Source organism: Rhizobacter sp. Root1221, from assembly GCF_001425785.1.
In the GTDB taxonomy this organism is placed as follows: Bacteria; Pseudomonadota; Gammaproteobacteria; order Burkholderiales; family Burkholderiaceae_C; genus Rhizobacter.
This window is the reverse complement of the sequence record NZ_LMDI01000002.1, coordinates 180,379-198,996: the sequence shown is the minus strand read 5'-3', so window position 1 is coordinate 198,996 and position 18,618 is coordinate 180,379. Positions and strand designations below refer to the sequence as shown.

Sequence of the window (18,618 nt, the reverse complement as noted above, 5' to 3'; positions counted from 1 at the left end):
CAGCGCGGTGCAAGTCCGCGTCGGGGTAAGTCACAGCCCCGAAGCCGAAGGTAACTGCGTCGCTGAGAGGCGGGGTGGGGAGCAACTGGAGGCGAACCTGCGGTCCGTAGTAAAGCGAATCCGCTTCGGCGGGATGTTGCGGCGAGCCTGCTCAYTCAAGGTGAAGCCTGGAAGGAATCGATCACGCTGACGTGGCGGACAAAGCGGTGATGGAGCGCATCCTGTGGTTGGGAATGGAACGTTGGGAAGGTACGTTGCAGTAAGTGGGGAGACCCGCGGGCCGAGGTGAACGGCAGCGGGAGTCAGAGCCTTCATGGTACTGATGCGTCGCATGGCGAAGTCATGGCTTGGAACGGGGAAACCTGCACCCGATTGCGCTGGGGCCGCTTGCCCTGCCTAAAACGTGAACCGGCGGGGCGAGATGTGCGGAGAGCAAACCCGCGCGTAGGGACGGGAGGYAGGAAGGTGGATGTGCGAGGGCTGGAGACGATGCAAGCAAGAGGACCGCAAGTGCCACAAGAGGCTAAGCAAGGGCCAGAAGCCCGGGAYCCGARATGGTCATGGGTGGAAGCATCGATCTGGAACGAGCGCATGTTGGCGGCGCTGGAMAACGGCGTCAAAGGARGCAAGTGGTTCAGCTTGATCGACAAGGTGTATCGGGCGACGACGCTGCAAGCGGCGTGGCAGAGGGTGCGCGCGAACAAGGGGGCCGCGGGCGTAGACGGGCAGAGTGTGGAGATGTTCGATCGACACGCCGAGCGGTACCTGGAGGAGCTGAGGGATCAGCTCGAACGGGGACAGTACTGTGCGCAGCCGGTCCGACGGGTGGAGATTCCCAAGGGAGTGAACCAAACGAGGCCGCTGGGAATACCGGTGGTGAAGGATCGGATCGTGCAGACGGCGGTGAAGATGGTGATCGAGCCGATCTTCGAGGCGGTGTTCATGCCGCAGAGCTATGGGTTCCGACCTGGGCGAAGTGCGCACGATGCGYTGAGGGAGGTCGACCGGCTGCTGAAGGCTGGGTTCACCCACGTGGTGGACGCGGACCTGCAGGGCTACTTCGASAGCATCCCGCACGCTGGCTTGCGCGAGCGAGTGAGCGAGAAGATCAGCGACGGGAGGGTTCTGAAGCTGATTGACGACTGGCTCGGACAGGAGATCGTGAGCGAGGYTGGGCGCTGGACACCCAGTGGCGGCACGCCACAGGGAGCGGTACTCAGTCCACTGCTGGCGAACTGCTACCTRCACCCACTGGACGTGAGACTGGTTGCATGTGGCTGGCACATCGTCCGCTATGCGGACGACTTTGTGGTGTTGTGTGCGACTGCCGAGCAGGCGCAGGGCGCGCTAACGGAGATCCAGCGATGGGTCGAAGCGCAYGGCCTGCAACTGCATCCGGCCAAGACTCACGTGGGGGACTGCCTGCAAGAGGGGCAGGGCTTCGAGTTCCTGGGGTATCGGTTCGAGGCGGGCCGTCGGCGCGTGCGCCAGAAGAGCGTGGCGAAGTTCCGGGAGCGAATCCGGGAGTCGGGGGTCATCGCGGGCATCCCGAGAAGATCAGCGACGGGAGGGTTCTGAAGCTGATTGACGACTGGCTCGGACAGGAGATCGTGAGCGAGGTTGGGCGCTGGACACCCAGTGGCGGCACGCCACAGGGAGCGGTACTCAGTCCACTGCTGGCGAACTGCTACCTACACCCACTGGACGTGAGACTGGTTGCATGTGGCTGGCACATCGTCCGCTATGCGGACGACTTTGTGGTGCTGTGTGCGACTGCCGAGCAGGCGCAGGGCGCGCTAACGGAGATCCAGCGATGGGTCGAAGCGCATGGCCTGCAACTGCATCCGGCCAAGACTCACGTGGGGGACTGCCTGCAAGAGGGGCAGGGCTTCGAGTTCCTGGGGTATCGGTTCGAGGCGGGCCGTCGGCRCGTGGGGGACTGCCTGCAAGAGGGGCAGGGCTTCGAGTTCCTGGGGTATCGGTTCGAGGCGGGCCGTCGGCGCGTGCGCCAGAAGAGCGTGGCGAAGTTCCGGGAGCGAATCCGGGRGAAGACCAGTCGCCGCCGAGGCGAAAGCCTRCGGGCGGTGATTGCGAGCCTGAATCCGATCCTGCGAGGCTGGTTCAACTACTTCAAGCACGCGCACCACCAGACGTTCGCACAGGCTGACGGGTTTGTGCGGCGCAGGCTGAGGACGCTGCTGCGATACCAAAGCAAGCGCCGTGGCCATGGGCATACGCATGCCGATCACCGGCGCTGGCCCAATGCCTTCTTCGCCGAGCAAGGGCTGTTCACCCTGCATGCAGCCCATGCGCTGGCGAGCCAATCTCGATGAAGTAACCACCGACTGGAGAGCTGTATGCGGGAAAACCGCACGTACAGTTCGGAGGGAGGGGATGGCTGATGCCATTCCCTACCCCTATCNTCTCGATGAAGTAACCACCGACTGGAGAGCTGTATGCGGGAAAACCGCACGTACAGTTCGGAGGGAGGGGATGGCTGATGCCATTCCCTACCCCTATCGGGATCTTCCCCGGACAGCCGTGGGCATTCGCCGGGGTGACGGGGCCGTCAGGCCGCCGTCAGCGCCTTGCGCATCTTCTTCATCGCCGCCACCTCGATCTGCCGGATGCGCTCGGCGCTGACGCCGTACTCACCGGCCAGGTCGTGCAGCGTGAGGCCGCCCGAACTGTCGTCGTTGACCTTCAGCCAGCGCTCTTCGACGATGCGCCGGCTGCGGGGGTCGAGCGTGGCCAGGGCCTGGCTGATGCCGTCGCCGGCCAGCCAGTCGCGGCGCTGGGCCTCGATCACGCGCGTGGGTTCCTGGCTGTCGTCGGCCAGGTAGGCGATGGGGGCGTAGTGCTGGTCCTCGGCCTCGTCGTTCTGCGGTTCGAGTGCGATGTCACCGCCCGAGAGGCGGGTTTCCATCTCGAGCACTTCCTCGCGCTTGACGTTCAGGTCGCGCGCGACCGCATCCACCTCGCTCTGCGTGAGCGTGGCGCGGTGGGTGTGGCCTTCGGCACTGTCTTCCTTCATGCGCTGCTTCATCGAGCGCAGGTTGAAGAACAGCTTGCGCTGGGCCTTGGTGGTGGCCACCTTGACCATGCGCCAGTTCTTCAGGATGTACTCGTGGATTTCGGCCTTGATCCAGTGCATCGCGTAGCTGACCAGGCGGACGTTCTGGTCCGGGTCGAAACGCTTCACGGCCTTCATCAGGCCCACGTTGCCTTCCTGGATCAGGTCGCCGTGCGGCAGCCCGTAGCCCAGGTACTGGCGGGAAATGGAAACGACCAGGCGCAGGTGCGACAGCACCAGCTTTCCGGCGGACTCGACGTCACCGTCGGCGCGCAGCCGGCGGGCGGCCGACACCTCTTCCTCCTGCGTGAGCAGGGGAATGCGGTTGACGGCGGAAATGTACGCGTCAAGGTTGCCCAGCGAGGGCACGAGTGCCCAGGGATCACGCACCGTCAGTGCGAGCGCGGCAGGGGCCGCGGGCAGGTTCATGGAAGCAGACGACATCCGGTAGCTCCTTTCGGGGGGCATATTAGCACTCGCGTTATCGGAGTGCTGATGCCTGGAAAAGTTCCGGCTGGGCGTGAGCGAACACTCTCGCCTGGGGCGCCTGTTTCTCGTTCTATCGAATCGGACGGCATGGCGTCTTTGCATTTCTTTGCTCCCGACGCGGCCCCCTGACGGGCCTGCAACGATCCTGCGCCCGCCCGGAAGGGCCGAACAGCCCGCCATCGCCGCGCCCCGGCGTCAGCGGCTTCCGACACGCGACAATCGCCCCATGAGCCTCGTCTACTCCACCGATGCCGGCCGGATGTGCCCGGTTTGCCGCCAGCCCGCCGGCCAGTGCACCTGCCGCACGGCCACCGCCGTGTCCACCTTCCCCGATGGGGCGGTGCGGGTGTCGCGGGAGACCAAGGGGCGGGCGGGCAAGGGTGTCACCCTCGTCAAGGGCCTGGGCCTGGTGGACCCCGAACTGACCGCCTGGGCGAAGGCCATGAAGGCCACCTGTGGCACCGGCGGAACGGTCAAGGACGGGGTGGTGGAGCTGCAGGGCGACCACGTGGCCCTGGTGATGGCCCAGCTGCAGAAGCAGGGCCGCGCGGTCAAGCGCACCGGCGGCTGACGCTCAACCGAACTTCGTCTCCGCGCTGTCGAGCACCGCGTCTACCGCGGTCAGCAGTTCCGACACGCTGATGGGTTTGGTCAGGTACTGCTGCGCACCGGCCTGCAATGCCGCATCGATCTGCGAGGCCAGCGCGTCGGCGGAGACCGCCACCACCGGGATGTCCGCGGTGGACGGGTCGGCCTTCAAGTGGCGCAGCAGTTCCAGCCCGTCGATGTCGGGCAGGTGCATGTCGAGCAGGATCAGGTCGGGGCGGTTGGTGCGGATCGAGGCCAGCCCGTCGAGGCCGGTGATCGACACGTCGAGGCGCACCTGTGGGCGCCGCGACAGCACACCGCGCATCACTTCCACGTTGGTTTCGTTGTCCTCGACGTAGTGCACCACCCGTTGGTGGTAGTCGCCGGTGGACGGGCGCGACGGTTCGGCGTCGAGCCGGCGCTCGGGCACGTCGGCGGCCCGCGGCAACGACAGGATGAACGACGACCCTTCGCCCGCCGTGCTGCGGGCGCGCAGCGCGCCGCCCATCAGCTCCGCCAGCCGCTGGCTGATCACGAGGCCGATGCCGGTGCCTTCCTGGCCCGAGCGTTCACGGCCCAGGCGGTTGAACGGCTGGAACAGCTGCGACAGCTGTTCGTCGGTCATGCCGAGGCCCGTGTCCGTGACGGTGATCTCGATGCTGTCGCGGTGGTGCACGCGGGTGGCGATGTGGATGCGCCCGCTGTCGGCGTTGTACTTGATGGCGTTGCTCAGCAGGTTGGTCAGGATCTGCTTCACGCGGGTGGCGTCGCCCTTGACGCGGGTGCCACTGTCCTGGAGGTCCTGGGTGATCGTGATGTCGCGCCGGTGCGCGTCGCGTTCGACGAGCGTGAGCGTGGATGTGAGGATCTCGCGCAGGTCGAGCGTCTGCATCTGCAGGCTCAGCGTGCCGGACTCGATGCGTGACAGGTCGAGCACGTCGTTGATCATGTCGAGCAGGTGCCATCCGGCGCCCTGGATCTGGGCCACCCAGGGCCGCTGCACGGCCGGCAGCGGGTGGGCCTGGTCCAGTTCGAGCAGCTGGGCAAAACCCAGCATGGCGTTGAGTGGCGTGCGCAACTCGTGGCTCATGCGCGAGAGGAATTCGCTCTTGGCGAGGTTGGCGGCCTCGGCGAGCGACCGTGCGCGCTCGGCGTCGGCGAGCTTCAGGTGTTCGGTGATGTCCTCCACCACCCCCACGATGCGGTAGGGCTCGCCCGAGGGCAGCCGCAGCAGCGACACCACCGCCTGCACCCACACGATGCGGCCGTCGCGCGTGACGTAGCGCCCCTGGCGCCGGAACATGGGCACGTCGCCGCGCACGAGCTGCTGGGTGAGTTCGATGTCCTGCACGCGGTCTTCGGGGTGGATCACGTGCGACAGGTTGAGCTGCACCAGGTCGTCGCTGCTGTAGCCGGTGAGTTCGCAGAAGCGCGGGTTGACCTGTTTGACGTTGCCGCGCAGGTCCGTGTAGACGACCCCGATGGGCACGTGGTTCAGGATGTTGCGAAAGCGCTGTTCGCTTTCGCGGAGCTCGGCTTCCGTGCGTTCGCGTTCCGCGATCTCGCGCTGCAGCGCGAGGGTGCGGTCCGTCACCGCCGATTCGATGCGGCGGGCCCGGCCGGTGACGGTGAGCAGCAGCGTGCCGAGCATCGACGTGGCCACCAGGCCGATCAGCGAGAACAGCAGCGCGTTGCGCGCGCGGGCGTCGGGCACGTCGTTGCGGCTGGCAAGCACGCGGATGTTCCACTTGCGGTCTGCGAAGTTCAACGGCCGGGTGTAGGTGAGTTCCGCGGTGGCGTCCGGGCAGTCGGCCGGCCCGGCCAGCAGCCGGCGGGTGGCGACGCTGTCGGTGTCCACGATGCAGAGGGACAGGTAGGGCGGCAGCGCCTTGCGGAACGCGGCCAGCGCGTCGTCCATGCGCAGTGTCACGAACACGACGCCGAGTGCGGAGTCCAGCCGCTCGGCGGGTGACTTGGGTGAGCCGCGGTAGACGGCCTGGTAGATGACCACGGCCACCTGGTCGCCGGTTTCCTGCGTGAGGCGAAACCCGGCGGTGGCGGCGGGGCTGTCGGTGCGCAACGCGATGTCCACCGCGGCACGTGCCGCCGCGATGGACCGGGCGTTGACGCCGATGGCGGTGCTGTTGGTGCGCATCGGCTCGATGTAGCGGATGACGATCATGCGGTCGTCGTCCTGTGTCGGTGGTGGGCTGTCGGACCGGTCGAACACCTTGAACGAGGGCAGGTCCACCGCACGCACCGCGGCCTGGTACGCGGGGAGATCCGCCCGCCGCACCGCCTCGCTCCAGCCCAGGGCGTGCAGGTGGCTGTCCGGGGTGATCCAGGCCGCGGCGGCGCGGCGCATTTCATCGCGCGTGACGTTCTCCGACGCGACGAACACCCCGCGAATCGATTCCAGCGCGTGCATCGGGAACTGCAGTTGCGCCGCGAGGTTCGACGTGGCGTGCAACGCATCGCGTTCGAACGCCGTGTGCACGCGGGCCTCCTCCCAGCGGTCCACCTGCTTGATGCTCAGGGCCATCAGCAGCGTGGCCACGAACATGGTGCCCCCCACCGTCCAGCGGCGCGACTCCCATTCGCTGCGGGGCCGGCCGATCCAGCTCAGCACGATGGGTGTGGCCGTCAGCATGCCGAGGGCATCGCCCACGGCCCAACTCCACCAGGTGAGCAGCAGCGCGCTGCCGCTCTGGGCCGACAGCGCCCACAGCGCCAGGGCCGCCACGGACGAACTCGTGAGCGCAGTGGACACCCCGCCGATGCCGAAGAACAGGGCCACGTCGCGGGGTTCGCTGAGCGTGAGGGGCTGCTTGACGAACCGGCGGATCAGCGTGGCGGTGAGGCCCGCCTGCAGGGCCGCCCCCGCGCCGATCAGGAGCGGCAGGGCGATGAACGCGAACCCGGACAGGCCGCGGTCGGGGCCGAGCGACAGGTTGACGACGAACGCCCCGAGCGCCACGCCGGGCAATACGCGAAGACCATACACCAGCACGCAGGCGAGTGCCACGCCGGCGGCCGGGTACAGCGGCGACGCGTAGCTCGGGGGAATGGACAACCAGAGCGCGACCCACCCCATGACCGCATAGGCCAGCGCGGTGCCTGCGAGGGCGAGCACCCAGTGCGGCCGTGGGCGGGAAGGCGCTGAGGTCATCAGTGGGACGGCGGGCGGAGGGTCGGTTCGGAGGGGGCGGTCATGCCGCTGCAAGAGCCTACCACCTTGCGGCACGGGTGGCGTGGCAGGGCCCCGGTTCGCGGGCCTCTGGCACACTGGTGTTTTGCCCGATGCGGCCCCGAGATTCCGGACAATGACGCCTTCCCTTCACGACGCCGCCCGCCAGGTTCGCCAGGGCATCCGCGCAGCCACCGACGGCCTGGTGGGCCGCGACCAGCTGGCCGAACTCATCGTGCTGGCAGCCGTTGCCGGCGAACACCTGCTGGTCATCGGCCCTCCCGGCACGGCCAAGAGCGCGGTCGTCCGCCGGGTGGCGCAGTCGATGGGCGGGCGCTACTTCGAGTACCTGCTGGGGCGGTTCACCGAACCGTCGGAGCTGTTCGGTCCGGTCGACCTGCGCAAGTTGCGCGAGGGCACGGTGGAAACCGACGTCACCGGCATGTTGCCCGAGGCCGACGTGGCGTTCCTCGACGAGGTGTTCCTGGGTTCCACCGCCATCCTCAACACCTTGCTGGGGCTGTTGAACGAGCGGCGGTTCCGCCGCGGCCATACCCAGATCGACTGCCCGCTGCGTGTTGCCGTGGGTGCCGCCAACGGGTTGCCGGAAGACGAGGCACTGGCCGCCTTCGCGGACCGATTCCTGCTGCACCTCTTCATCGAACCCGTGCCCGACCACCACCTCGAGGCGATGCTGGATGGCGGCTGGCGTGCCGACACCGCACCGGTCACCGCTGCGGCCAGCCTGTCGCACCTCGACGTGCTGTGCCGTGCCGTCCGGCAGGTGGACATGGCGGGCGCGAGGCCTGGGTTGGCTGACTGCATCCGCCAGCTGCGGCGCGCCGGCGTGCACTTGTCGGACCGCCGCATCGTCAAGTCGCAGCGGCTCATCGCCGCAGCTGCCGTGCTGGCGGGCCGCACCGAGGCCACGCCGGCCGACCTCTGGCCGCTGCTGTACGTGCTGCCCACGAAGGAGTCGCAGCTCAGTGCGCGCGACGTGTTGAAGGAGCCGCTCGCCCACGCCACGCACCCGAACCTCTTCAGCGCGGTGGAGGAGGCCGCGATGCAGCCAATGTCGCGTGTCGGCCGCCTCGTCGAGACGGCGCTGGTGTGCCTGGCCCGGCAGGACGCCGGCCGGCAGGCGGAGGCCGAGGGCCTGCTGCGCGAGATCGATGCCAACTTCCATGCCGACGTGCTGCCTGCCGACCTGGCGGTGTGCCGGAAGAAGCTGGCCGCGCTCGTTGCCTTGCCGGTGTGACCTTGCGGCAGCCCGTGGGGTGGTCCTGGCGGCCAAGGGAAGACGGTGCCGTGCCGCAAGCCGCGGTGGCCTGGGGCCCGGCGGCGGCGTGGTTGCGGGCGCGCGTGGACCGCGTCACGGCGCCGGTGCGCCAGCGCCTGCACGTCACCTCGAGCCGGGACGTCCTCGTGCTGTTCGGTGCGGCGGACGACCTGCCGTGGGTCTCGGGTGTCGCGTATGCCGCACCCAGCGCCGACGCCCCGTCGCTGTGGTTGCCCACGCTGTGGTCGCCGGACGTGCCCGCCGACCTGCTGGCCCGTGCGCTGGCGGCGCGGCATGGCCGCACCCCGCTGTTGCTGTGGCCCGACCCGGCCGCCATCGTGCCGCTCGACCGGCAAGGGCCCCTGGCCGCGCCTCCGGCGGGAAACTGACCGATGGACGCCAGCGCTTCGAACGTGACGCTGCCATCCGCCTTGCGCGCCTGGCACCCGTGGCTGTCCTGGTTTGCCGCTGACCTCGTTTCGGCGGTGGGCGACATGCTGACCCGGCTCGACCCGCTGCTGGGCCGGTTCCATGCCCGCCCGCAAGCCGGCGATGCGGAGCCCGACGGGGTGGAGGACCTGCGCCGCCGGGGCTCGTACGACCGGCTGCTGTCCACCGAGTGGCTGCTGGCCACGGAACTGCCGGACGAATTCCTGCGGCGGGCCGCCGGCGGGGAGCACCTGTTCCTCGCGCCCCGGCCCCGCGCGCGGCGTTCGCAACGGCTCATCGTGGCCGTGTTCGACGCGGGCCCTTGGCAACTGGGCGCACCGCGACTGGCCCACGTGGCCTTGTGGATCCTGCTGGCGCGCCGCGCGGTGCAGGCGGGTGGAGCGTTCCGCTGGGGCGTGGCCCATGAACCCGGCGTGCTGCACGATGCCCTCGGGCCGGACGACCTGCAGCGCCTGCTGCGGGTGCGAGCCCATGTGGTGGCGGGTGCAGTGCAAACCGATGCGTGGCGCACCTGGCTGGACGAGCACCTGGGCGACGACCTCGGCGAGTGCTGGCGCGTGGGCCGCGTGGCCGAAACGGCCGCGCCGGTGACCCATGCGGTCGCGATCACGCAGGCCCTCCACGGGGATGTGCTCGACGTGCAGCTGCGCCACCAGGGTACCGCGCGGCATGCGGCCCTGCCGCTGGCGGGAGCGGACGTCACGGTGCCGCTGCTGCGGGGCCGGTTCGACCATGCGCCGCCGATGGGCGTGTTCGAACGCTCGGCGGCACTGTCGCTGCGCGTGGCACCGCTGCTGTCGGACTCCGGTGACCATGTGGCCGTGCCCGGGCTCGGCAAGTCGGGCATCAACGTGTTCCGCGTGCCGAAGGCCGGCTCGACCCAGGCCAACAAGCCGCCGCGGCACCTGCAGTGGGCCACGAGGGCGGAACCGCTCGCCGGGGCATTCCGGGGGAAGAACCTGGGCCTCGTGCTGTCGGCGCCCGGGTCGATGCTGCAGTTCTGGCAGCTGCATCCGGGCCATGTCGACCGGCCGCCCAATGAAGCGTTCGATGCTCCGGCGGGCGGGACGCGGTGGCTGCCGTGTGCGGCGCTTCGTCACGGAAGTTCGCTTCGTGTCTACGTGCTCGATGCGTCACGGCAACTGGTGTACTGGATGTTCGCCGGCATCGACCGCGGCCCCATGCTGCTGCAGCGTGACGTGCTGGCAATGGTCCAGGTGACACCCCACCGCATCGCCTACGTCGCCGAGGCGGACGGGGCGTTGTGGGCACACTCGGCCAACGTCACGCAACAGGAGCCCATGAAGCACAACCTGGGGCCGCGCCCTGATGGCTGCGCCGTGCTGATGGGCGCCGCCAGCCGCTGGCGCATGGGCTTCGGCGGCTGCGCCGTCGCACGCACCGGCGGTGCCGGGGAGACCGTGTGGGAGGTGATCGAGTCGACGACACGCGACGTGCCGTCGGCGTCACGCTGGCGCACGGCGCTGCCGAATGGCGCGGTCATCGGTCTCGTGCCCACCCTGTCGGTGGGCCATTCGGCGCTCGTGGCCATCGACGGCACCCGGCGCAAATTGAAACTCGTTCAGGCCACCGGCACCACCCCGCTGTTCACCGCGCCGGCCCCCATCGAGCGCCACACCGTGTGCCCCACGTCGGGCCTGGTGGCGATGCTCACGAGCGAGCGCCAGCTGATCGTTTTCTCGGCACTCGAAAACACCGTGCGCTTGACCGTGCAGGGCGGGACTGAACATGCCCCATCGGCCTGAACATGCCGCCCCCATCCGCCAGCCGCTGTGGCGCGGCCGCCAGGCCGTGGGCGCACTCTGGTTCCCGGCGGACCTGCTGGGTGAATCCGAACGGGAGCGCCGGATCCTGCGGCACTGGCGCCGCGGGGCAGCGGCGTTCCGGTTTCCGCAAGGCGACGTGCTGCGGTTCGCGGCACCGGTGGAGATGGCCGCCGGCGGCCTTGACGCATGGCCGCTGTGCCGCCAGGGGGCGGTGTGGAGTTCTGCGCCACTGACCGCGGCCGAGTGTGCCGCGTTGCCCGCGGCCGATGTGGTGCTGGTGCTGGGCGGCGATGCCGCGCCGCTGGCATTCGCCCACGCGGTGCCGCTCGACCCCGCCCAATGGCTCGACGTGGGGGCGTACGCGCTGCACGACACGCTGGACCGCCGCCTGCCGCCTGCCGTGCCGGTGTTGCTGGCGCCGGACGACGTGGCCGATGTGCGCGATGCCCTCGGCGCAGGTGTGCCGCCGACCAGCGAGGCCCAGCGCGCCTTCCTGAAGGCGGCGTCGGCGCGTCGCCAGGCTAATGCGCACGTGCCGCCGTCGGCGCCGGGCGGTGGCCCACGTTTGGCCGGGTCCGGTTGGCGGTGGGTGGGGCTGGTCGTGTTGGCGCTGGCAGTGGTCGGGATGCTGATCCGTTCGGAGGGCCTCCCGTCGCTGCCGGGGTGGCCGGCGTTGGCCATTGCCGCCGGGGTGATCTGGTTCCTGGCGCGATCGCGGGGGGCGGCATCGACGTGGTCGTCCTCCCCGTCTGCACAGCGCGCATCGCAGCCCGTGCCGCGGCCCGCCGCAGCACCCGCGGTCGCGGCACGGCGCCTCGGCCGGCTGGGGCCGCAGGCCTGGCGGCAGTGGCTGGCCCGCCTCGCGGTGACGTCGCAACTGGCCCAGGTGCTGGGCCGCCGGCAGGCGGCCTACATGCGCCGGATGCTGGAGATGTTCGACTCGGGTCGACTCGACGAGGCGCTGCGCCATGCGATCCCGTTGGACGACAACGACTCGTCCGGCGGGCAGGCCTTCGGCACGCCGGGCCGGCGCAACGACCTGTCGCTCACCGATGGATCGCCCGCGGCGGCCAGCATGAGTTTCGACCCGGGCCTGCAGGACCATCTGCGCCAGCTGTATCGGCGCACGTTCGAGCGTCTGGACCGCGAGGGCCGCGTCGACGAGGCCGTGTTCGTGCTGGCCGAGTTGCTGAAGGCGCGCCAGGAGGCGCTCGACTACCTCGAACGACACGCCCGCTTCGAACAGGCGGCGCGGCTGGCGCTCACCTGGGACAGCCTACCCGGCACGATCGTCCGGCTGCTGTGCCTGGCCGGCGACTGGCGCCGCGCGGTGGCCGTGGCACGCCGTGACCAGGCGTTTTCTGAAGCCGTGCTGCAGTTGGCGCCCAAGTGGCCCGACGCGGCCGCGCGGCTGCGCGAGGATTGGGCGCATCACCTGGCGGCCCAGGGGCGCTGGCTCGAGGCCATCGAGGTGTTGTGGCCGCTGCCTGCCCATCGCGAACTCGCGGCGGGCTGGCTGCTGCGGGCCGAGGCCGAGGGCAGCCACCTGGGCGCGAAGGCGCTGGTGACCCGGGCGGCGTTGTTGCCGGACACCCTGGCGCGGGAGGTATCGCGGATCCGCATGCTGGCCGACGACCCGGACCAGGGGGCGGAGCGTGTGGCCGTCGTGGAGGCCCTGCTGGCCACCCAGGCCCGCTCACCCGCGTTGCGCGACCTGGCGCGGGCCGTCGTCCCGGCCGTGCTGGCCGACCACGCCGGCGGCGAAGGCCGATTCAAGCAGGCCGCGTTGCGTGACTTGTTGCGCCTGGCCGCCGACCCCTGGCTGGACGCCGACCTGCCGGCCGGCCAGCCGTTGCCCGAGAGTGTCGACCAGCCGCTGGATGGCCCGCGGGCCATCCACACGTGGAGTGCCCCGGAACCCGGGGCGCACGCCATCGCCGATGCCGTGCCGTCGGACGGCGGGCGTTGTCTCGTGGCGCTGGGCGAAGCCGGGGCGGCGCTGGTCGACCGCACGGGCCGCATCGTCGCGCGGTTCGCAGTGCCCGCCCATCGCATCGTGCATGCACCCAGCGGCACCGTCGCGCTGGTGCTCGCACCGCGTGCCGGCGTGTGGCGGGTTAGCCGCCTCGACCTCGTGCGCCGCACCGTCACGGACCTGGGGGTGGTGCAACTGGCGTGTTTCGCCGACACATTCGACGGGGTGGCCTGGACGGTGTCCGATGGCCGCAGCATCCGCGTGCTTGACACCCGCGTGGGGCTGAACGAGGCGCTGTGGCAAGTGGGCGACCTGGGGGGCGACGTGGTGGCACTCACCGCAACCGCCGCGCTCGAGCAGGCGCTGGTGAAGGGGCCGAACGGCCTGGCGCTGTGGCAGTACCAGTTGCCCCAGCGCCGCCTGATGAGCCGCGACACGGTGCCGGAGGGGGCCGGGGCCGGGCTGTTGCATCCGACGGGCGGCTGGCTGCGGATGGCGGCCGATGGCGACACCCTGGTGTGCCACCACACCACCGATGTGTGGCGTTGCTCGGACGCCGTGCCGCCGGACCTCCGACAGGCGCGAGAGTGGCGTTGCCCGGACGCCGCGCCACCGGATCCCCGCCAGGCGCGCACCTGGGCCATGGGTGACCGCTGGCTGCTGGTGGCCCGGGCGGCGCCGCCAGGCGAGGCCTGGCACGTGCTGTCCGCCGCCACGGGGTTGCGCCGCGGCGTGCTGTCGTGGCCGGGCTCCGGTGCTTCGCGCGCCCGGGTCGCGGGCGGTCACCTGCTGGTGTTCGACGATGCCGGCCGGCTGTGGACGCTCGACACACGCCGTACCGCGGTCACCCGCCTCAGCGTGCGTTGAAGGCTCAGGCCGGTGCGTCGGCCGCTGCCTTGAACGGGCTGCGTTCCGGCGGCTCGTCGTGCGACGCGGTGCGGGTGAGCGCGGTGGTGATCCAGTTGAACGCCGACACGCGATGGCGCACCGCGCAGGCCATGGGCTCGGGCTTGCAGCCCATCTTGGCCTTCGGTTCGAGCGCGGTGCGGCCGAGCGAGAGACGGCGCACGCCGAAACCGATGGCGTCGGTGATGGTGGACTGCAGCAATGCCAGGTAGATGGGGGCGCCGGCATTGGCTTCACGGTCGTAGCCGACGTAGTAGCCCACCGCGGTGTCACCGTCGCGCACGGTGGTGACGAAGCCGAGCAGGCGGCCGTCACGTTCGGCCACGCGGCACACGAACCGCTCGGGCCCGAGGGCGTCGGCCATGCTCGCGAGGTAGCGCGGTGCGAGCGACGCCAGCCGCAGGCCCTGGGCGTGGTGCACCTGGTAGTAGAGGTCCTGGATCTCGGCGTGACGCTCGTGCATCTCGGCGGCGGTGGCCACGCGCAACACGATGCCGGCGGCGGTGCAGTCCTTCTCGAGGCGCTTGGCGGCGCTGCGGTAGCTCGAGGTGAGGCTTGCGAGGTAGTCGTCCCAGGTCTTCCACGCGGGTTTCAGCGTCAGCACCATGTCGGGGTCGGTGTCGACGTGGCGGTAGCCCAGCAGGCGCAGGGCATCCTTGGCGACGTGGTCGCCGCCCGCGAAGTCCTTGACCATGGCCAGGTCCGACTCGCCCAGCAGCTTGTCGGCCCGGCGCAGCCGGTACATCGCCTCGCCCACGCCGTGCCACAGCAGCTGCGGGTCGGCATCGGGCGCGAATGCGTAGGCCCGCGCGCCCCACACGAGCAGGTTGCCGCACACGAGCAGGTGCTCGTCGATGCGGGCGAGGGGCTTGTCGATCAGCTTGCGCGGACCCGGCTTGCGCAGGCGGTCGCCGGTGATGCGCACCCGCTGGAACAGCATGATGGCCACCGGTTGGCCGCCGGTCGAGTACGCCATTGCGTAGCGCGGTTGCACGTTGTCGGGGCCGTGGACCTCGAGCACGCGCAGGTAGTCGCGGGACAGGAACACGCTGGCGGCGGCGAGCCGGTCCCAGTGTTCGGCGTTCAGGAAGTCGATGCGGTCGGCGAGCGCGAAGTGAAGGCCGGACGCCTGGCGTCTTGCCACGCGGCGCTGCTTGATCGTGTCGACACTCTCGATCGTGGGCTTGAGCTTCTTCAGGGTGCTGCCGGTGCGGCGCAGCTTGTCGTTCAGCGCGGTGAGCTTGGCTTTGAGCGGCTTGGTCGGTTTGCCAGGAACGGTGGGCATGCGCGGGGGGGCGGCAGTGAAGGTGCGCAGAATCTAACCCGCCAGCTGCCGGTGCCGGGGCCCACTGAAGAGGGATGGGGGTCAGCCGTCCAGTTGCTGCAGTGCGTCGTCGCGCCACCAGGTGGCCGCCGCGTAGAACCCTTCCCACACGCAGCCGTTGCAACCGCGGCCGCAGCAGCCCACGGGCTCGGGGGGCGGGGCCCGCAGCACCACCCCCGCATCGCGCGCGCGCCGCTGCAGCGCGTCGAAGGTGGCGCGGGCGGCGGGGAGGTCGGCGAGCAGGGGTTCGGTCACGGCCGGCATCGTACCCGCGCGGTTGCGACGGGATTTCGGGTAATCCCGTATAGTGCCCGCGCTGGCGAGTTTTACAACGCCATGCGGATCGACCCGATGACCGACGTTCCCCGTTCCGCCGAGCCCACCTCGTTGTCCGGCCTGTACCGCCACGTGTGGATGCACGCTCGCGGTGCTCGCCTGCAGTTCGGCGTGGCGCTGTCCATGCTCGGAGGCTCGCAGCTGCTGAAGCTCGCCACCCCGTGGCTGGCTGCCCAGGCCATCAACAGCATCCAGACCGGCGGCCGCGCCGCCTTGCCCGCCGCGGGGCTGTGGATCGCCGCCATCGTGGCCCTGCAGGTGGTGACGTGGGTGCTGCACGGCCCGGCCCGCGTGATGGAGCGGGCCGTGGCGCTGCGGGTGCGCCGCAACGTGGCAGACGGGTTGTACGTGCAGCTCGCGAATGCGCCGCTCACCTGGCACGAGGCCCACCACTCGGGCGACCTGCAGCACCGCGTGCACCAGGCGAGCACCGCGCTCGGCACGTTCGCGCAGAGCCAGTTCATCTACCTGCAGAACTTCATCAACATCGCCGGGCCGCTGACGGCGCTGATGCTGCTGTCGCAGCTCACCGGCCTGATGGCCATCGTGGGGTTCATCGTCACGGCCGTGGTGATCGTGCGGTTCGACCGTGCGCTGATGGTGCTGGCCGCGCGCGAGAACCAGGCCGACCGGCGTTATGCCGCGCGCCTGCTCGACTTCGTCGGCAACATCTCGGCCGTGGCGAGCCTGCGCCTGCAGGCCGCCACCCGGCGCCTGCTCGACGCCCGTCTGCTCGCGGTGTTCGAGCCGCTGCGCCGCACCATCGTGCTGAACGAGTGGAAGTGGTGCTCGGTGGACCTGCTGACGCTGCTGCTCACGTGGAGCCTCGTGGTCGTCTACGCGGTCAGCACCACCCCGTCGGTCGCCACCGGCGGCACCGTGCTGATCGGCAGCCTCTTCATGATCTACCAGTACGCGCAGCAGGCCGCGGGGGTGCTCGGGTCGATGGCATCGAACTACCAGGGCCTCGCGCGCACCCAGACCGACTTCGCGAGCGGCGACGTGATCCGCCAGGCTCCGGCCCCGATCGAACGCGGCCCGGCGATGGACCCGGCGTGGCAGCGCATCGAGCTGCAAGGCCTGGGCTTCACCCACGCCAAGTCGGAGCGGGGTGGCGTGCGTGGCGTCCACCTGGCGCTGAACCGCGGTGAACGCATCGCCCTCGTGGGCCCGAGCGGTTCGGGCAAGAGCACGCTGCTGCGCGTGCTGGCCGGCCTGTACGACGCCGACCGCGGCCACATCGCCGTGGACGGCGTGGCCCAGCTGGGCCGCCGCCACCTGGCCGACGTGTCCACGCTGATCCCGCAGGAGGCCGAGGTGTTCGAGGCCAGCATGCGCGAGAACCTCACGCTCGACCAGGACGTGCCGGCCGACGCGCTGGCGCGGGCCGTGCACGTGAGCGCGCTCGACGCGGTGCTGGTGGACCTGCCACGCGGGCTCGACACCCCGATGTCCGAACGCGGCTTCAACCTGTCCGGCGGCCAGCGCCAGCGCCTCGCGCTCGCCCGCGGTGTGCTCGCGGCCGAAGGCAGCTCGCTGCTGCTGCTCGACGAACCCACCAGCGCGCTCGATGCGTTGACCGAACGCACCGTGCACGAACGGCTCGATGCCGCGTGCCCCGATGCCTGCATCGTGTCGGCCGTGCACCGCATGGGCCTGCTGCCCCACTTCGACCGCGTGGTGTTCATGGTGGACGGTGCCATCGCCGACATCGGCACCGCCGACGAGGTGGCGGCACGCCAGCCGATGTTCGCGGCGATGCTGGCCGGTGCCGCCGCGGGGGATCGGCCGGAGCCGACCACGCCGCTGGCGGCCTGAGGCGCGTCAGCGCATGGCGAGCGGCCGGCGCACTGCCGCGGTGACCTTTGCGCTGGCCGTCACCGTGGCCGCCGTCGTGAACGTCCACGGGGCCAGCTGGACAACCGGGTTGCCGGCGCTGTCCTTCAACGTGGGGAACGTGACGGTGTAGGTGGTGAGCGGTTTCAGCGCAGTGGCCGGTGCGATCTCCAGGTAGTTGCTGCTGCCGCCCGGGTGCGTGACGGTGGTGGCCACCACCGTGTTGCCCTCGCGCAGCACCACGCTGCCGGGTACGGACGCGCTGTCGAGCAACGTCGAGAAACCCGCGCGGAATCCGCTCTTGAGCGTGGCGGCGGGATCGCCGTCGAGCGGGGTGGTCCACGACACCCCGGTACGGGAGGCGTCGATCGTGACCGTGTGGGTGAACGGTGCCACCGGGTTGCCCATCAGGTCGGTGAGCCCCGTCCCAACCTCCACGGTATAGGTGCCACTTTGCCAGCGGTCGAGGTTCGTCAGGGCGATTTCGTTCGCCAACGGCGAATAGCTTGACAGAGGCACCGCGATGCCGGTGCTGTCCCGGACGGTGACGGCACTGACCGCCACATCGGCCTCCATCAGGGGCTCGTCGAACTGCAGGCGGATGCGCGTGCCGTCCGGGGCGACTTGGCCCGCGCCCGGTGACACGTTCGTCAGCCGGGGAGCGGTGGTGTCGGTGGACCGGCCGTCGATCTTGTGGGCGAGCAGCACGATGTCGCCACCTTCACCGTCGGATGACAGCCCCCCCTGGCGAACCATGCCCACGCCCGGTGCGAACCAGTAGTCGTTCGTGAAGACACCGGTGACCACAACCCCGTCGGTCGACCGGCGGGTGTTGACGGTGATCTGGTGGCGCATGTGCAGTGCACGCTCGAAGCGGCCGGCCGGGGTTTCCACGGTTTCCAGGCCCGCCACGGTGCTGGCGATGTCGTAGGTCTCGACGTCGGCGACTTGGTCCTGGTCGATGTCCTCGCCTGATGCGGAGAAGTGCTGCGCGTACGCCATGCCCACGGACGCCGGTAGCCGGATCATCTCGAACGTGCCATCGGCGCCGGGCACGATCAAGCGGACACCGCTCTCCGTCTTCACCAAGACTTGCGAGTCAGATTGGACGGCATTGGGCGCCTGGAGTTGCTCTGGAAACCCAGTCTGCCCGTTGACCGTGGTGGCGGCACCCACGGCGATCGCGTACCGGAACTTGGTGCCGTCCGAGTAGGCGGACTCGTACGCCCGGCGGTCACCCGTGTGCAACGGGTAGTAGTCGGCCGCCGGCACGGCCTCGGGCGCCGTGTCGCCGCCGCCGCCTCCCCCACCGCCACAGCCGGCCACGAGCGCCACCAGCAAGAACGCGGCGCACAGGCGCCCCTCGACGAACTGAATCATCATGTAGC

General features: G+C 70.1%; 13 protein-coding genes. 8 read left to right on the top strand and 5 right to left on the bottom strand.

The window, feature by feature from the left end; translation table 11 throughout:
* The first annotated feature begins 591 nt into the window (after positions 1–591).
* Together ltrA and ASC87_RS02970 are read left to right on the top strand one after the other, a co-directional pair.
* Positions 592–1,578 (top strand): group II intron reverse transcriptase/maturase, encoded by a 987-nt coding sequence (gene ltrA / locus ASC87_RS02975; RefSeq protein ID WP_056656379.1) that lies wholly within the window; start codon positions 592–594, stop codon positions 1,576–1,578.
* Positions 1,557–2,333, top strand: coding sequence for a reverse transcriptase domain-containing protein (locus tag ASC87_RS02970; RefSeq protein WP_369820729.1), 777 nt, complete (start codon positions 1,557–1,559; stop codon positions 2,331–2,333). The genes ltrA and ASC87_RS02970 overlap by 22 nt, the downstream gene beginning before the upstream one ends.
* A gap of 236 nt (positions 2,334–2,569) precedes the next feature.
* Here the strand turns inward: ASC87_RS02970 and rpoH are convergent, their stop codons facing one another.
* Complete coding sequence (gene rpoH, locus ASC87_RS02965; RefSeq protein WP_056656452.1) at positions 2,570–3,502, bottom strand: RNA polymerase sigma factor RpoH; 933 nt, start codon at positions 3,500–3,502, stop codon at positions 2,570–2,572.
* A 286-nt stretch (positions 3,503–3,788) separates the two neighbouring features.
* On the opposite strand from rpoH, the gene ASC87_RS02960 reads away from it, so the two are divergent.
* Positions 3,789–4,133 (top strand): translation initiation factor Sui1, encoded by a 345-nt coding sequence (locus tag ASC87_RS02960; protein ID WP_056656375.1) that lies wholly within the window; start codon positions 3,789–3,791, stop codon positions 4,131–4,133.
* Between the two features lie 3 nt (positions 4,134–4,136).
* On the opposite strand, the gene ASC87_RS02955 is transcribed toward ASC87_RS02960, so the two are convergent.
* Entirely contained in the window at positions 4,137–7,319 is a 3,183-nt protein-coding gene (locus ASC87_RS02955; protein WP_082568340.1) for a CHASE domain-containing protein, read from the bottom strand.
* A gap of 154 nt (positions 7,320–7,473) precedes the next feature.
* Here ASC87_RS02955 and ASC87_RS02950 point away from each other — a divergent pair, with 154 nt between their 5' ends.
* The 4 genes from ASC87_RS02950 to ASC87_RS02935 are packed head-to-tail and all read left to right on the top strand — an operon-like array spanning position 7,474 to position 13,695.
* Positions 7,474–8,595, top strand: a complete 1,122-nt coding sequence (locus tag ASC87_RS02950; protein ID WP_056656370.1) for an AAA family ATPase — start codon at positions 7,474–7,476, stop codon at positions 8,593–8,595.
* On the top strand, positions 8,553–9,005 hold the full coding sequence (locus tag ASC87_RS02945; protein WP_369820728.1) for a hypothetical protein: 453 nt from the start codon (positions 8,553–8,555) through the stop codon (positions 9,003–9,005). Before ASC87_RS02950 ends, ASC87_RS02945 begins: the two co-directional genes overlap by 43 nt.
* 3 nt (positions 9,006–9,008) lie before the next feature.
* On the top strand, positions 9,009–10,832 hold the full coding sequence (locus tag ASC87_RS02940; RefSeq protein ID WP_056656364.1) for a hypothetical protein: 1,824 nt from the start codon (positions 9,009–9,011) through the stop codon (positions 10,830–10,832).
* Positions 10,816–13,695, top strand: coding sequence for a bpX6 domain-containing protein (locus ASC87_RS02935; RefSeq protein WP_056656361.1), 2,880 nt, complete (start codon positions 10,816–10,818; stop codon positions 13,693–13,695). Before ASC87_RS02940 ends, ASC87_RS02935 begins: the two co-directional genes overlap by 17 nt.
* A gap of 4 nt (positions 13,696–13,699) precedes the next feature.
* On the opposite strand, the gene ASC87_RS02930 is transcribed toward ASC87_RS02935, so the two are convergent.
* Entirely contained in the window at positions 13,700–15,019 is a 1,320-nt protein-coding gene (locus ASC87_RS02930) for a GNAT family N-acetyltransferase (protein WP_056656358.1), read from the bottom strand.
* A gap of 81 nt (positions 15,020–15,100) precedes the next feature.
* Entirely contained in the window at positions 15,101–15,322 is a 222-nt protein-coding gene (locus tag ASC87_RS02925) for an oxidoreductase-like domain-containing protein (RefSeq protein WP_056656355.1), read from the bottom strand.
* A gap of 87 nt (positions 15,323–15,409) precedes the next feature.
* Between ASC87_RS02925 and ASC87_RS02920 the strand changes: the two genes are divergently transcribed.
* On the top strand, positions 15,410–17,212 hold the full coding sequence (locus ASC87_RS02920) for an ABC transporter ATP-binding protein (protein ID WP_056656353.1): 1,803 nt from the start codon (positions 15,410–15,412) through the stop codon (positions 17,210–17,212).
* A 6-nt stretch (positions 17,213–17,218) separates the two neighbouring features.
* Here the strand turns inward: ASC87_RS02920 and ASC87_RS02915 are convergent, their stop codons facing one another.
* Entirely contained in the window at positions 17,219–18,613 is a 1,395-nt protein-coding gene (locus tag ASC87_RS02915) for an Ig-like domain-containing protein (protein WP_235582025.1), read from the bottom strand.
* Positions 18,614–18,618 lie beyond the last annotated feature (5 nt).